We start from the raw sequence: 14,284 nt of genomic DNA, 5'->3' as shown, positions 1-14,284 counted from the left end.
GGGGTGGAGGGGGGCATGATTCCGTTCGCGCGTCTCGGGGCCAGGGACGATCGTGACTGTCTAGTCCCCCGGGCGGAACACCACCTCGCCGTCAGGCGACCAGCAGGTTAACTCCCACTCATATCATCTTCTCCTCCCACGGTCGCCAGAATCTCCTGGAGGCTGGTCTCACGCGGCCCAGCGAAGCGCGGCTCGGGGGTGAAGGCCGCGTCCCAGACGGCCGGGATGGATCCCGCGATTTCCCGCAGCGAGCTGAACACCCGCAGGCCGCTGAGGTGCTCGGACACGCCCACGCCGTACGCGTCGATACCGGCGGCGCGGCACAGCGCGAGCGCCCTGGGTATGTGGAACTCCTGCGAGACCAGCAGCGCCCGGGTGACGCCGAACACGTCGGCCGCACGGGCACACGAGTTCCACGTGTTGAAGCCGGCGTAGTCGGCGACGATCCGCTCGGCCGGCACGCCGAGGCCCATCAGGTACTCCCGCATGGCGTCCGGCTCGTTGTACTCCTCGGTGCTGTTGTCCCCGGTGACCAGCAGCGCCCGCACCCGGCCCGAGTGGAAGAGCTCGGCCGCCGCGTCCAGGCGGTGCGCCAGCCAGGCCGATGGCTCCCCGCTGGCCCTGAGCCCGGCGCCGAAGACCACGGCGACCGGCGCGGACGGCGCGTCGGCCACCGACGTGACCCGGTCGTGGGTGGAGGCGTGCACCCAGGTGGCGGGCAGCAGCGCCAGCACCACCGCGGCCATCACGAGCTGTACCGCCGTGCGCTTGCCGCGCACCGTGCGCGGCATCCGGGGCCGCGCCACGCTGGATAGCCGAAACCTGGGTAGCCGAAACCTGGTCACGCTGGAACCACGTACCGAACGCCGGACAAGTTCCCCATCCACCCCGTTCGAGTGAATCTCGTTCGAGCGAATAGAGTCTCCGGATGTGATGAGCGGGCTGAGCGGGGTCGACTGGGCGCTGCTCGGCGTCGCGGCGGTCCTGGTGGGCCTGGCCAAGACCTCGATAGGCGGCATCGGCTCCATCAGCGTCGCGGTGTTCGCCGCCGTGCTGCCGGCCCGCGAGTCGAGCGGGGCGCTGCTGCCGCTGCTCATCTTCGGCGACATGCTGGCCGTGCGCGCCTACCGCAGGCACGTGGACTGGTCGGCGCTGCTGCGGCTCTTCCCCTCCGTGGCGGTCGGGGTGCTGCTCGGCGTCGGCTTCATCGCCGTGGTGGACGACACCGTGATGCGCCGGACGATCGGCGCGACGCTGCTCGCGGTCATCGCGCTGCACCTGTGGCGGCAGCGGCGGGCGGAGGCCGGCACCGGCCCGGGCCGGTGGCGCGCGCCGGTCTTCGGGCTGCTCGCCGGGTTCACCACGATGGTGGCCAACGCCGGCGGCGCCGTGATGGCGCTCTACCTGCTGTCGGCCGGCTTCCCCAAGCTGGCGTTCCTCGGCACCGCCGCCTGGTTCTTCTTCATCGTCAACCTCTTCAAGGTGCCGTTCAGCGCCGGCCTCGGCCTGATCGACGGGGAGTCGCTGCTGCTGAACGCGGCGCTGGTCGGCGGCGTGCTGCTCGGCGCGCTCGCCGGTCGGTGGCTGATCAGCCGGATCGACCAGGCCAGGTTCGAGCGCCTGGTGCTGCTGTTCACCGTGGTGGCCAGCCTCAACCTGCTGCGCTGAAAGGGTGCGCGCCCGGACCGCCGGGGCGACGATGAGGAGCATGCTGCTCGCCGACGTCGCGCGGACCTCACGGCAGGTCGCGGCCACCAGGTCGCGGTCGGCCAAGGTCGCCGCGCTCGCCGGGCTGCTCGGCGTGGCCGAGCCGGCCCAGGCCCCGGTCGTCGTCACCTACCTGGCCGGGCGGCTGCCGCAGCGGCGGCTCGGCGTGGGCTGGCGGGCGCTGTCCGGCGAACGGCCGCCGCCGGCGCCCGAGCCCAGGCTCACGGTGGCCGACACCGACGCGGCGCTGGCCCGGATCGCCGCCGCCTCAGGCGCCGGCGCCACCGGCCGGCGCGGGGAGCTGCTCGGCGAGTTGCTCGCCGCCGCCACCGAGGAGGAGCAGGACTTCCTGACCCGGCTGATCAGCGGCGAGCTCCGGCAGGGCGCGCTGGACGCGCTCGCCGTCGAGGGCCTCGCGGCGGCCGTGGGCGCGGCGCCCGACGAGGTGCGGCGGGCCGTGATGCTCGGCGGCTCGCTTGGCGCGGTGGCCGAGGCGCTGCTGGCGCGCGGTCAGGACGCGCTCGCCGAGTTTCGGCTGACCGTGGGCCGGCCGGTGCTGCCCATGCTGGCGCGGAGCGCCGCGGACCTGGACGAGGCGCTCGACAGGCTCGGCCCCTGCGTGGTCGAGGAGAAGCTCGACGGCATCCGGGTGCAGGTGCACCGCGAGGGCGACGCGGTGCGGATCTTCACCAGGACGCTGGACGAGATCACCGCCCGGCTGCCCGAAGTGCGCGCGGCGGCCCTCGAACTCGACGTACGCAGCGCGGTGCTCGACGGCGAGGTGATCGCCTTCGACCGGGAAGGGCGGCCGCACCCGTTCCAGGACGTCTCGGGCCGGGTCGGCTCGCTGACCGGCTCGCTGCCGCTCTCCCCCGTCTTCTTCGACCTGCTGACCGTGGACGGCCGGGACCTGCTCGGCCTCTCCACCGAGCGCCGGCACGCCGAGTTGGCCAGGGTGGCGCCCGAGCCGCGCCGGGTGCGCCGGCTGCCGGTGCCGGAACCGGCGTCCGGCGAGGCGCGGCGCGCCGCCCACGAGTTCGCCGACGCGGTGCTGGCGCGCGGCCACGAGGGGGTGTTGGTGAAGGCGCTCGACGCCCCGTACAGCGCGGGGCGGCGCGGCGCGGCCTGGCTCAAGGTGAAGCCGGTACACACCCTGGATCTGGTGGTGCTCGCCGCCGAGTGGGGGCACGGCCGGCGCGCCGGCCGGCTGTCCAACCTCCATCTGGGCGCGCGGTCGGCGGACGGCACCTCCTTCGTGATGCTGGGCAAGACCTTCAAGGGGCTGACCGACGCCATGCTCGCCTGGCAGACCGAGCGGCTGCTGGCGCTGGCCGAGGACGACGGCGGGCGGGACGGCGGCGGGCGGGACGGCGGCTGGGTGGTGCGGGTGCGGCCCGAACTGGTGGTGGAGGTGGCGTTTGACGGGGTGCAGCGTTCCACACGCTACCCGGCGGGTGTGACACTGCGGTTCGCCCGGCTGGTGCGCTACCGGGAGGACAAGCGGGCCGCCGACCCCGAGGCCGTGGCCTCGGTTGACTCGGTGCTCGCGCTGCTGCCCGGACGCGCAGCGGGCTGACGCCCGGGCGCGACCGCGCGCGACGGCCGCGCGCCGATCGTGGCCCCTTCGTTATGCGACAGGTGCAACATTCCGCCGGGTAGGCGCATCTTTATCAGTGAGGTCCTTTAGGGTCCGATAGCTCCAAGGGGGATGTTGATGCGCACCGCGCTCTTCCGCAGGATGGCCGCTCCGGCGGCGGCCGCCGCCGCCGTGGCGGCGCTGCTGCTCACCGGCTGTTCGGCGCAGGGTGCCGAGGGCTCCGGTTCAGGCGAGGCGTCGAGTTCGACGCCGGGCGACGACGAGTCGCCGCGCGAGGACGCGGAGTCGGGGGCCGGCGACGAGTCGCCCGAGGAGGACACCGAGGAGGTCGTGCTCGACTTCGGCGACGAGTCGGAGCAGGTGCGCGAGCTCCAGGCCAGGTTGGCCGCGCTCGGCCACTTCCTCGCCCAGCCGACCGGCTACTACGGGGACGTCACGCTGGGCGCCGTCTCCGAGTACCAGCGGGCCACCGGCCTCGAGGTCTCGGGCACGGTGTTCGCGAGCACCTGGGCGGCGCTCACCGAGGAGACGGGCGCGCCGAGCCAGGAGGAGCTGTACCCGCCCCAGCAGATACTCGGTTACGGGGACAACTCGGACCAGGTGCGCGAGCTCCAGGCCAGGCTCAAGCAGTTGGGCCACTTCGAGGAGAACCCCACCGGCTACTACGGGGACGTCACCACGGCCGCGGTCCTGGCGTTCCAGGAGGCGGCCGGCATCGAGGCCACGGGCACGGTCTTCGAGCCGACCTGGGAGGCGCTGACGAGCCAGACCCGGGCGCCGAGCCAGGAGGAGATGTTCCCACCCGTCGAGATCCCCGAGGTCGAGCCGGCGCAGGAGTTGGACGAGCGCTGCCTGACGGGCCGCGTGCTGTGCATCTCCAAGACCTCGCAGACGCTGTCCTGGGTGATCGACGGCGAGGTGCGGATGACGGTGGACGTGCGCTTCGGCGCCGAGGAGACGCCCACCAGGGAGGGCGAGTTCGAGGTCTACTGGAAGTCGCGCAACCACCACTCCACGCTCTACGACTCGCCCATGCCCTACGCGATGTTCTTCGACGGCGGCCAGGCCGTGCACTACTCGCAGGACTTCGCGGCCAACGGCTACAACGGCGCCTCCCACGGCTGCGTCAACGTCCGGGACGAGGCCGCGATAGCCCAGCTCTTCGACGAGGTCAACGAGGGCGACCGGGTCGTCGTCTACTGGTGACCGTGCTCGTGGCGCCGTGCTTTCCGCCCGCGCGGCGGGCGGAAAGCCCCGGCACCGGCCGGTGGCCGGGTCAGTCCGGGTTGGGGAGCGGGCAGTCCGGCTCCGGCGGGGCACCCTGTGGCCAGGCGAGCCCGACGAAGCGGATGTCCTCGGTGTCCGGGTCGAGTTCGACCACGGCGACCGCCTTGTTGTGGGGGTCGCCGTGGTTGGTCAGGCAGATCCAGCCGGAGACGCCCTCGACCCTCCCGCCGCCGTGCATCCGCAGCCAGGAGTTGGCCACGTCCTCCAGGGCCGGGACGGACACCTCGCCGCCGGTGGAGTTGCGGATCCCGGTGATCGCGGTCAGGGTCGCGTCGTACATGGTGATGGCGCGCCCGTCGGTGAGCTGTTCCGCGTCGCCCTGCCCGGTCTCGGCCATCAGGTCGAGCAGTTCGTCGAGGGCTTCGCGCGAGCCGCCGTCGGCCGGAGCGTCGCGGCCGGTCCAGGCGTCGGGGTGGGCGATGGTGGCGTAGCGAACGGTCACGTCGTTCTCCAGGGCGTCCCACTCGAACTCGGGGTCCGTGCGCAGCGTCGAGGCGCCCGAGATGGTGATCACCGTGTAGTCCTTCTCGGTGCAGCCGCGGGCGCCCAGCGCGTTGACGAAGAGGCGGAGTTGGACGTTGCGGCCGGCGAAGTAGATCACCTCGGCCTCGGAGGTGCAGATGGTGGCGACCATCCGCTCGAAGTCGTTGGGGAGGTTGCCCTCCTCGGTGAGGTCGGGCGGTGAGACGAACTGCTCGGGTGCGTTGGGCGCGTCCCGGGTCACCCGCCCGAAGACGTCGCGCAGCGAGGCGATGTAGTTGTCGTCCGCGCGCAGGTCCTCGACCAGCAGGGTGCGGGCCGGGTCGATGTCCGAGTAGAGGGACGCGAGCGCGGCGGCCTGGTCGCTGTTGTCCGGCACCACCCTGGCGAGCCCCGGGTAGCGGATGTGGTCCTCGGAGTTGCCGAGGTCGTCGGCGGTGAGCGGTCCGGCCACCATGGGGATGCCGGCCTCGTTGGTGAGGTAGGAGATGGCCTCGGCGGTGGTGCGGGTGCTGACGTCGAAGCCGACGACGGCGCGCAGGTTGTCCTCCGGGGAGTCCGCCATCCGGCGCAGTTCCTCGGCGACCGGCCGCCACTGGGCGCTGTTGCGGCCCGGGTTGGCCAGCACCAGGCGGATCGGCGGCCTGGTCTGCTGGGCCCGGTGGTTGGCGCGGTACTGGGCGAGGTAGGCCCCCTGCACCTCGTGCAGGGTCTGTCGCCGCTCGACCTCGTCGTCCGAGGTCATCGGGAGGATGAAGGCGACCGTCACATAGGGCACGTCCGAGCCGGTGACCCGGTCGTTCTCCTCCTTGATCCGGGCCGAGACCTCGTCGAGGTCCGGGTGGAAGACGACCTCGCCGTCGGTGACGCCGACGCACTCCTCGTCCGGACCGCGCTCGCTGACGCCTCGGCCGCAGGACGCGTCGGGCCAGAAGCGCTCGTAGCCGACCCAGCCGGCGAGGGCGAGCAGGGCCAGCGCGAGCGCGCCCGCCAGGGCCCGGGTGAGCGGACCCCAGCCGCGTAATCTCATGGTCGGTACCCCCTCGGTATCGGCAGATCCGGTGCCTGGGCGCCGTCCCGCAGCCGGGCGGGCCACTCGCGCCAGGCGGCCAGCAGGACGTCCCGTTCGTCGTTGTGCTCGTAGAGGGTGAGCAGCGCGGACTCCACGCGGTCGATGTCGTCGTCGGTGCCGGCCGACGTCAGCGGGTCGGAGAGCCGCCAGACCGCGTGCACCAGCCGGCTGATCGCCCGGTGGGCCGGCAGCGGGTCCTCGTCGCCCGGGCCGCGCGCCGCGCAGACCGGGCAGTCGTCGCTCCGCCCGGTCACGCCGCGCGGGCCGGCCGGCGGGTGCGGGGCGGCGCAGACGACGTTGACGGCGGCCAGCCACGCCTCGGGCGCGGTGCTGGCGAACTGGTGGTGCAGGGCGCGCTCCACGGCGTCGAGTTCGCCGAGGGCGAGGGTGTGGTGCAGATAGGGGACGCTGTGCCTGACCGCCCGCGGGGGCAGGTCGTCGCGGTTGTATCCGGAGCGCAGCCGCCGGTGGAGCCGGGCCCAGTGCTCCTCGTCGGCGGTGGCGGCCAGCCGGCACAGCAGCAGGGCGCGCAGGGCGCGGTCGCCGACCAGCGGAACGTTTCCGCGCCCCGGGCCGCCCGGCTGGTCCTGCCCGGCCGGCCACTGCCAGGGCTCACGGCGCCAGTGCGCGCCGTCCAGCTCTCCGCGAACGGCGCGCAGCCGGCCGCTCGTCGGGTGGCGCGGATCGGCGTCCGGCCGCTCGTCCGCGCCGACCAGCGCCCACAGCCGGCGGGCCGCCTCGTCGTCCAGGGCGATGGCCAGCCTCGTCAGGTCCTCGCGCAGCCGGCGGTCGGGCAGCAGCCGGTCGAGCACCTGCTCGCCCACGGTGGCCGGCAGGTCGGGCGCGTCCCCGGCCGGCGGCAGCGCGAGCAGCCCGCGGGGCTGCCACGGGTCGCCGGAGCTGAGCCGCTCCACCGCCGCGTCCGCGAGCAGCCGGGCGCAGCCCGCCCGGCCGCCGCTGAACCGGGCGATCAGCCGGGGCAGGTGCGGCGGGTAGTCGGCGGAGCCCAGCATGCGCATGATGTCCTCGGACCGCACGGCGTCCAGTTCGACGGGCAGCAGCCAGCGCTCGGGCGCGCCGCGCTCGGCCGGCAGCCACGGCGTGCGGGCCGCGATGTCGGCCATGCCGAGCCCGCCGGTGTCGATGGCCGGCCTGGTGAGCACGACCACCGGGCGCACGGCCCACTGCGGCAGGGTGTCCCAGGCCCGCAGCAGCACCCGGACGAAGTGCCGGCCGTCGGCGGTGTGCGTGTTGTCGAGCAGGATCAGCGGCGCCGGGGTCTGGTTGCGGCGGCGCAGGAAGCCGTAGTGGTCGGCGACGTCGTGCAGCAGCGCGGCGACCAGCAGCTCTTCGGCGCTCTGCCGGCTGGCGTCGAGCCGGCGGAAGTCCCGCACCAGGGCGAAGAGTCGCTGCAGGTCGTCGCCCTAGAAACGGCCGAGCCGCGCGCCCCACCAGCGCAGCGCGCCCCGGTCGGGCCGGGCCGCGAGCAGCTGGTCGCGGGCGGTCGCGAGGGTGGCCTGCGCGATGGCGTCCATGCCGGGCAGCACGGTCAGCACGACGGGCAGGTTGGCGGACAGCGCGTCGAACCACTGCCGCAGCAACTCCCTGCGTCGCCTGGCGTCCGGGCTGTCCTCCCGGATGACCTCGCGTAATCGGGCCTCGGCGGTGCGGAGTTGGGCCGGCGCGACCTCCGTCTCCTCGCCGGTGCCCGGCCGCCAGGTGGTGACCACGAGCAGCCCGAGCGCGAGCCGCGGGAAGGCTGGCGCCTGGGTGAACCGCCGTGGCCGCAGCCCGAGTTTGTAGGAGAGCAGGTAGAGCAGCTGGGTCACGGGGGAGGCGTTGCGCGGTGGTGGCTCCGAGCCGCCGCCCGGCAGGCCCGAGAGGCCGCTCTCGCCGAACCCGGACGCGGCCAGGTCGGCCCTGGCCAGCGGCACCCGGCCGTTGTAGCCGGCGTACAGGGCGTCGAGCAGCACGGTCTTGCCGCCGGCCCGGCCGGCCGACACCTCGACGACGGGGCGGGCGCCGGGGAACTCCTGCGCGATCCGGCGGTCGCGCAGCCGCTCGAGCCCGACCAGGCGCGGCACGAGGCCGTCGGTCAACGCCTCCTGGCCGTACAGTCGCTCACCCATCGCTCCCCCCACGGGCAATGAAACAAGAACTGTTGTGAGCATGACGTACACATCGGCTCCATGGTTCCCGCATCCACGACCGGAAGGGGCGCCGGGAATGACGCCGAGAAAGGGGCCGGAAAGCGCCGGAGCGAGAATGAGGGCATGCGCTACATCATCATCGGCGCCGGCGCGGTCGGCGGAAGCATAGGCGGGCGGTTGGCCCAGGCGGGGCACGAGGTCGTGCTGGTGGCGCGCGGCGCGCACGGCGAGGCGTTGCGGGAGGGCGGGCTGCGGCTGCTCACCCCGGACGACTCGCTGACGCTGCGGCTCCCGGTGCTGGCCGGTCCCGAGGAGTACCGGCCGACGGCTGAGGACGTGCTGGTGCTGGCCGTCAAGACGCAGGACACGGTGGCCGCGTTGGACGCCTGGGCCCCGGTGGCCGGCGACCTGCCGCTGCTGTGCGCGCAGAACGGCGTGGCCAACGAGCGCCTGGCGCTGCGGCGGTTCGCCCGGGTGTACGGGGTGTGCGTGTGGCTGCCCTCCGGGTTCCTGGAGCCGGGCGTGGTGGTCGCGCCCTGCGCACCGCTGACCGGGATGCTGCACATCGGGCGCTTCCCCGGCGGCGTGGACGACACGGCGCGGCGGATCTCCGATGACCTGGAGCGCTCGTGCTTCCTGACCCCGGTCCAGGAGGACGTGATGCGCTGGAAGTACGCCAAGCTGCTGCTGAACCTGGCCAACTCGGTGGAGGCGGTCTCGGGGCCGCCCGGCGCGGATCCGGTGCTCGGCCAGCTCGTCAAGCGGGCGGCGGACGAGGGCCGCGAGGTGCTGCGCGCGGCCGGCATCGCCTACGCGGGCCAGGAGGAGCAGCTCGCGCTGCGCGGCGACCGGATGGACATCCGCGAGGTGCCGGGCGCGCCGGAGAGCCGGGGCTCGTCCTGGCAGAGCCTGCGGCGCGGCACCGGGTCGATCGAGGCGGACTATCTCAACGGCGAGATCGTGCTGTTGGGCCGCCTGCACGGGGTGGAGACCCCGGTCAACGAGGCGTTGACGCGGATCGCCAACGCCTTCGCGCGCGAGGGCCGCGAGCCCGGTTCGCTGCCGGCGGCCGAGCTGGCCGCGCTGGTCTGAGGGGCCGAACTCCTCGGTTTCCTCTGATTTCCCGGGTTCCTCGGGTTTTTCGCGGTACCCCGGGCGGCGCGGCCGTCCGGGGAGTACCGTCGTTCCGACGCCTTATGTCACCCTCGGCGGCACCGTCAAGTCGCCTTAGCCCGGACGGGTGGTTTCCCGTTCTGCTGGGTATCCACAGAGAGAGTCCTCGTTCTCCTCACCAGTACGTCCAACATCCCCCACACGGGTGACTTCACGGACCGCATAGTCCGATCGGGCCATCAAAGATTAGGCCTGTAGGGGGTGTTGCGTTGCCGCCCGCCTTCCGTAACGTCCTCAACTGGCAAGCGGTCATATGCCACTTGCCGCCGTGGGGGAGCCCTCGTCTTGGAGAGGAACGGCACCGGCATGAGCTGGGTTGTGGACTGGACTAAGCACGCGGTCTGCCGCAAGACGGATCCGGATGAACTGTTCGTACAGGGCGCCGCGCAGAACCGGGCCAAGGCGGTGTGCAGCGGCTGCCCCGTGCGGGCCGAGTGCCTGGCGTACGGCCTGGACAACCGCGTGGAGTTCGGCGTCTGGGGCGGCATGACCGAGCGCGAGCGCCGCGCCCTGCTGCGCAGGCGTCCCACGGTCGCCTCGTGGCAGCGGCTGCTGCAGACCGCCAAGGCCGAGTACGAGAAGCGCAGCGTGCGCTCCTCCACCTCCAGGATCGCCTGAGCCCGCTCGGTCGCTCTCCGCCTCAGCCGCTCTCCCCCTCGGGCGCGCGCTCGCTCAGCCGGGCGTGCCGTTGGCGGGCGGCCTGCGGGGTGCCGAGGCCGAGGCCGAAGGCGATCTCCTGCCAGGTGAGCCCGCGCCCGCGAGCCATGGCGAGCAGCCCGGCCTCGAGCTCGTCCAACTCGGCCCGCACCCGGGGCATCAACGTCAGCGCGGCCATGACGTCCGCCTGGTCCACCTCCGGCTCACCCTCCTCGGGCAGCGCGGCGCCGCTCAGCAGGAACGCGACCAGGCGGACGGCCTCGTGCGGGGCCGGCAGGTGCGGGTTGGTGCCACGGGCGCGTTGGGCCTCGGTGGCCGCGTGCCGCTCGGCGATCCTGAACAGCGCGGCGGCGCCTCGGTGTTCGCGCGCCGCGGCGGCGTCGGGGGGAGTGAAGGGGTCGGGTGCGAGTGGATCGGGCATGCCCCCAAGCCTGCCCCTGGGAACGAACGCTTGTCAACGAAACCAAGCAAACAAATAGTTCACTACTCGGGCTTGTGCCATGGCCTGGTGGCTCAGCGGCGCGCCAGGACCGAGAACATCAGCGGCACCCGGGGATGCCCGGGCGGGAAGCCGAAGATCCCCGGCTCGCGCTCCTCGAGCACCGGAAAGCGGCGGAAGAGCGTGAACGGGTGCTCGTGCAGGAACTCGATCGTCAGCCCGGCCCCGGTCAGGGCGCTGACGATCTCCCCCAGGGGATGGAAGAACTGCACGGACACCGTCTTCTCCAGCGCGGGCCCGTCCGTGTAGCTGCGGTCGTGGTCCTCGCGCTGCGGCTCCTCGGCGAAGTAGTCGTGGTCGACCGTCCTGCCGTCCTCGCCCAGCATGTCGGTGACCGGATGGAACTCCACCAGGTACAGCACCCCTCCCTCGCGGAGCAGGCCGGCCACGATCTCGGCCCAGCGGGTCAGGTCGGGCAGCCACACCAGGGCGCCCAACCCCGTGTAGACGATGTCGAACCGCTCGCCGGCCAGCGCCGTTTCCGCCTCGTAGACGTCGGAGACCACGAAGCGCGCCCGGTCGGCGAGGCCGACGTCGGCGGCCAGCGCGCGGGCCTGCTCGACGGCCTTCACCGAGAAGTCGAGGCCCGTGACCTCGGCCCCGAGCCGGCCCCAGGACAGGGTGTCCTGCCCCATGTGGCACTGGAGGTGCAGCAGCCGCTTCCCCGCCACCTCGCCCAACTCGGCCCGTTCGAACGAGCGGAGCGGCGAGGCGCCGCCCCGGAAGCCCGGCAGGTCGTAGAAGGCGCTCCCGGCGTGCACCCGCACCCGGTCGTCCCAGTTCTCGCGGTTCACCGTCAGCCAGTCGTCGTTCACGATCGGCGACCGTAACAGCGGCGCCCGACGGCCTCCAACGCTTTTCCGACCGCCGTCGAGGACTTGACTTTCGGCAGTACCGGACGGCTCCCGATGTCCGTACCGTCGCTTCCGTGGACAGCACGACGATCAACGGTGGGGCGGCGACCGGGACCGCCGTCTCCCGGCGGGCGCTCGACCCGGGGATCCCGCTGGTGGCGGCCGCGGCGGTGACCGCCGGGCTGAGCCTGGTGAACCCGTGGTGGGCCGTCGCGACCGCCGTCGCCGCGTTCCTGGCGGGCCGGCGGCCCGGGCGGACGGCGCCGACGGCGCTGGTGCTGGTCGCGGTTCTCGCGGCCGGCGTGGTGGCGCTGCCCCTCGTGCCCGCCTGGCTCCCCCTGGCCGGCCGGTTCCTGACGGTGGTGGTGGTCGCCACGATGCTGCCCTGGTTCGCGGGTCGGTTCTGGTGCCAGTACCAGCAGCTGGTCCGGGCCGGCTGGGAGCGCGCCGAGCAGCTGCGCCGCGAGCAGCAGCTGATCGCGGACCAGGCCCGACTGCGCGAGCGGGCGCGCATCGCCCAGGACATGCACGACGTGCTCGGCCACGACCTCAGCCTGATAGCCCTGTCGGCCGGCGCGCTCAAGCTCGCGCCTGGCCTTGAGGAGCAGCACCGGAGGGCCGCGGGCGACATCAGGGCCAGAGCCGCGGCCGCGGTGGAGCGCCTCGGCGAGGTGATCGGCGTCCTGCACGAGGGCACCGGGGAACCGCGGAAAGAGCTGGGAGGAGCCGGCGTCGAGGGCCTGACCGCCCAGGCCTCGGCGGCCGGCCTCCCGGTGGAGTTGCGCGTCGAAGGGCCGGCCGACGACCTGCCGCCCGTGGTCGAGCGGGCGGCGCACCGGGTCGTGCGGGAAGCGCTGACCAACGTGGCGAAGCACGCGCCAGGCGCGTCGACGACCGTCCAGCTGACCCACACCGGGACGGAGACCAGGGTCCTCGTGGAGAACGGGCCGCCGCCCGCCGCGGCCCACCCGCGTCCCCGGCCCGGCGGCGGGCACGGCCTCATTGGTCTGGCAGAGCGGGTGCGGTTGGCCGGCGGTTCGTTCGAGCACGGCCAGCGGGCCGGAGGCTACGCGGTCCTCGCGCGGCTCCCGCACGCCCCCTCGTCCCCGCCACCACCGCTCATCTCCTCGGCCGCCGGCGGTGACGAGCTGCCGCCGGAGCACCGCGACGCCCGGCGCCGCGTCGGCCGGGCCCTGGCCGCCGGGATCCTGGTGCCCCTGGTGACGGGAGCCCTGCTGAGCGGAGCGCTCATGGGCTGGGAGACGCTGTCGGCGTCACAGTCGGTCCTCGACCCGCGCGACTACGCCCGCCTGCGGGTGGGACAGGACCGGGCAGAGGTGGAGCCTCTCCTGCCGGACCGGCAGACCAACCACCGACCGCTGACCACCGAGCCGACGGGAGAGGGCATAGCGTGCGAGTACTACGCGATCACGGCCGACCGGTTCGACAACCGCTCCGGCGACGCCTACCGCCTCTGTTTCCGGGGCGACACCCTGGTGTCCCTCGACACGGTCACCCCGTGAGCGCTCGGTGATCCGGGTCCTGATCGCCGACGACGAGCCGATGATCCGCGCGGGGGTGCGCGCCGTCCTCGCCACGGATCCGGAGATCGAGGTCGTCGCCGAGGCGGGCGACGGACACGAGGCCGTGGAGCTCGCCCGGCGCCACCGCCCCACGGTGGCGGTGCTCGACATCCGCATGCCCGGCCTCGACGGCATCGAGGCGGCGGTGGAGATCCGCGGCGCGGTGCCGACCTCGGGCGTCATCATGCTCACGACCTTCGGCGAGGACGACTACATCCTTCGGGCGCTCGGCGAGGGGGCGGCGGGCTTCCTGATCAAGTCGGGCGAGCCCGAGGAGCTGATCGCCGGGGTCCGCGCGGTGGCCGAGGGCGCCGCCTACCTGTCACCGAGGATCGCGGCCCGGGTCATCGCGCACCTCGCCGCGACCGGCGCGGGCACCCTGGCCGGTCGGCGCTCCGCCGCCCGCGACCGGGTCGCCACCCTCACGCCCCGGGAGCGGGACGTACTGGCCCTGCTCGGGAGCGGCCTGTCCAACGGGCAGATCGCCCGGCGGCTGCACGTGGTGGAGGGCACGGTGAAGGCCCACGTGAGCTCCATCCTGGCGCGGCTCGGCGTGGACAACCGGGCCGCTGCCGCGGTCGTGGCCCACGAGGCCGGGATCGTGCCGCCGCGGCCTGCCCAGCCGTGACGCCCACTGCTGGGCAGCCGGCAGGAGCGCGAGCAGCACGGCCGCCACCACGGCGCCGCCGAGCGTGACGCCGGCGAACACGTCGTGCGGGTAGTGGACCCCGACCAGCACGCGCAGCAGCGCGGCGGCCCCGGCCAGCGGCAGGGTGAGCACGGCGAGGCGGGGCCACAGCACCGCGAGGCCGACCGCCAACCCGGCGGCCAGGGTCGCGTGGTTGCTCGGGAACGACCAGTCCCCCGCTCCGGGGCACTCCGCGACGAGTTCGGTCCCGGTGCGCAGCGCGCGGCAGGGCCGTTCCTCGTCCACCACCAGCTTCACCGCCTCGCTCACCGCGTAGGCCGCGACGGTACCGAGGCCGGTCAACACGGTGCCGGCGACGCCCCGGCCGTCCTTCCGACGCACCGCCGTCCACCACATCCAGACCAGCACCACGCCGAGGACCACCAGCGTGCCCTCGGTGGCCACCTCGAACAGCGGGCCGAGCCACGACGGCGCGTCCGCCACCGCCCCGGTCACCGCCCGGTAGGCGGAGGCCGAAGGCCCATCGGTGACCTCGACCGCCCCGGCCTCCCCCAACCCGCCGGGGGAGAGCCACGC

13 protein-coding genes and 2 pseudogenes are annotated in these 14,284 nt (G+C 73.7%); 8 read left to right on the top strand and 7 right to left on the bottom strand.

Translation table 11 applies throughout. The features are described 5' to 3' along the window. Positions 1–107: 107 nt before the first annotated feature. Positions 108–791, bottom strand: coding sequence for an ElyC/SanA/YdcF family protein (locus E1265_RS22115; RefSeq protein WP_165953835.1), 684 nt, complete (start codon positions 789–791; stop codon positions 108–110). Positions 792–933: 142 nt separating this feature from the next. Between E1265_RS22115 and E1265_RS22110 the strand changes: the two genes are divergently transcribed. The 3 genes from E1265_RS22110 (at position 934) to E1265_RS22100 (ending at position 4,510) form a co-directional block, all read left to right on the top strand. Next, complete coding sequence (locus E1265_RS22110) at positions 934–1,668, top strand: sulfite exporter TauE/SafE family protein (RefSeq protein ID WP_132932585.1); 735 nt, start codon at positions 934–936, stop codon at positions 1,666–1,668. Between the two features lie 40 nt (positions 1,669–1,708). Next, the gene (locus E1265_RS22105) at positions 1,709–3,283 is read left to right on the top strand and encodes an ATP-dependent DNA ligase (RefSeq protein ID WP_132932583.1); all 1,575 of its coding nucleotides are present in this window, start codon (positions 1,709–1,711) and stop codon (positions 3,281–3,283) included. Positions 3,284–3,421: 138 nt separating this feature from the next. Further along, positions 3,422–4,510 (top strand): peptidoglycan-binding protein, encoded by a 1,089-nt coding sequence (locus E1265_RS22100; protein ID WP_243741006.1) that lies wholly within the window; start codon positions 3,422–3,424, stop codon positions 4,508–4,510. A 70-nt stretch (positions 4,511–4,580) separates the two neighbouring features. Here E1265_RS22100 and E1265_RS22095 read toward each other — a convergent pair whose 3' ends face one another. The 3 genes from E1265_RS22095 to E1265_RS22085 are packed head-to-tail and all read right to left on the bottom strand — an operon-like array spanning position 4,581 to position 8,272. Then, positions 4,581–6,101 (bottom strand): ABC transporter substrate-binding protein, encoded by a 1,521-nt coding sequence (locus E1265_RS22095; RefSeq protein ID WP_132932581.1) that lies wholly within the window; start codon positions 6,099–6,101, stop codon positions 4,581–4,583. Beyond that, a complete protein-coding gene (locus E1265_RS22090; RefSeq protein WP_132932579.1) occupies positions 6,098–7,537 on the bottom strand; it encodes a hypothetical protein in 1,440 nt (479 codons plus the stop codon). Before E1265_RS22090 ends, E1265_RS22095 begins: the two co-directional genes overlap by 4 nt. 30 nt (positions 7,538–7,567) lie before the next feature. Next, positions 7,568–8,272, bottom strand: a complete 705-nt coding sequence (locus E1265_RS22085) for a hypothetical protein (protein ID WP_132932578.1) — start codon at positions 8,270–8,272, stop codon at positions 7,568–7,570. A gap of 144 nt (positions 8,273–8,416) precedes the next feature. On the opposite strand from E1265_RS22085, the gene E1265_RS22080 reads away from it, so the two are divergent. Continuing rightward, positions 8,417–9,385: a 2-dehydropantoate 2-reductase N-terminal domain-containing protein gene (locus E1265_RS22080; protein WP_132932576.1), complete on the top strand. Its 969-nt coding sequence runs from the start codon at positions 8,417–8,419 to the stop codon at positions 9,383–9,385. Between the two features lie 341 nt (positions 9,386–9,726). Further along, positions 9,727–10,084, top strand: a pseudogene (locus E1265_RS22075) (WhiB family transcriptional regulator). 22 nt (positions 10,085–10,106) lie between these two features. Here E1265_RS22075 and E1265_RS22070 read toward each other — a convergent pair. Both E1265_RS22070 and E1265_RS22065 read right to left on the bottom strand, forming a co-directional pair. Then, positions 10,107–10,544 carry a DNA-binding protein gene (locus tag E1265_RS22070; protein ID WP_132932572.1) on the bottom strand — a complete coding sequence of 146 codons (438 nt, stop codon included), beginning with the start codon at positions 10,542–10,544 and terminating at the stop codon, positions 10,107–10,109. A gap of 92 nt (positions 10,545–10,636) precedes the next feature. Beyond that, positions 10,637–11,437, bottom strand: coding sequence for a methyltransferase domain-containing protein (locus E1265_RS22065; RefSeq protein ID WP_347877232.1), 801 nt, complete (start codon positions 11,435–11,437; stop codon positions 10,637–10,639). A gap of 113 nt (positions 11,438–11,550) precedes the next feature. Here E1265_RS22065 and E1265_RS22060 point away from each other — a divergent pair, with 113 nt between their 5' ends. After that, on the top strand, positions 11,551–12,999 hold the full coding sequence (locus E1265_RS22060) for a histidine kinase (protein ID WP_132932569.1): 1,449 nt from the start codon (positions 11,551–11,553) through the stop codon (positions 12,997–12,999). A gap of 7 nt (positions 13,000–13,006) precedes the next feature. After that, entirely contained in the window at positions 13,007–13,687 is a 681-nt protein-coding gene (locus E1265_RS22055; protein ID WP_132932567.1) for a response regulator transcription factor, read from the top strand. A gap of 42 nt (positions 13,688–13,729) precedes the next feature. Here the strand turns inward: E1265_RS22055 and E1265_RS39435 are convergent. Then, a pseudogene (locus E1265_RS39435) lies at positions 13,730–14,104 on the bottom strand (phosphatase PAP2 family protein); the annotation flags it as partial. Here E1265_RS39435 and E1265_RS39430 point away from each other — a divergent pair. Then, complete coding sequence (locus E1265_RS39430; RefSeq protein WP_243741007.1) at positions 14,055–14,213, top strand: hypothetical protein; 159 nt, start codon at positions 14,055–14,057, stop codon at positions 14,211–14,213. The pseudogene E1265_RS39435 and the gene E1265_RS39430 overlap by 50 nt on opposite strands. The last annotated feature ends 71 nt before the right edge of the window (positions 14,214–14,284 follow it).

This window comes from Streptomyces sp. 8K308 (assembly GCF_004348315.1).
Lineage (GTDB): Bacteria > Actinomycetota > Actinomycetes > Streptomycetales > Streptomycetaceae > Streptomyces.
This window is presented reverse-complemented; position numbering and strand designations above follow the sequence as displayed.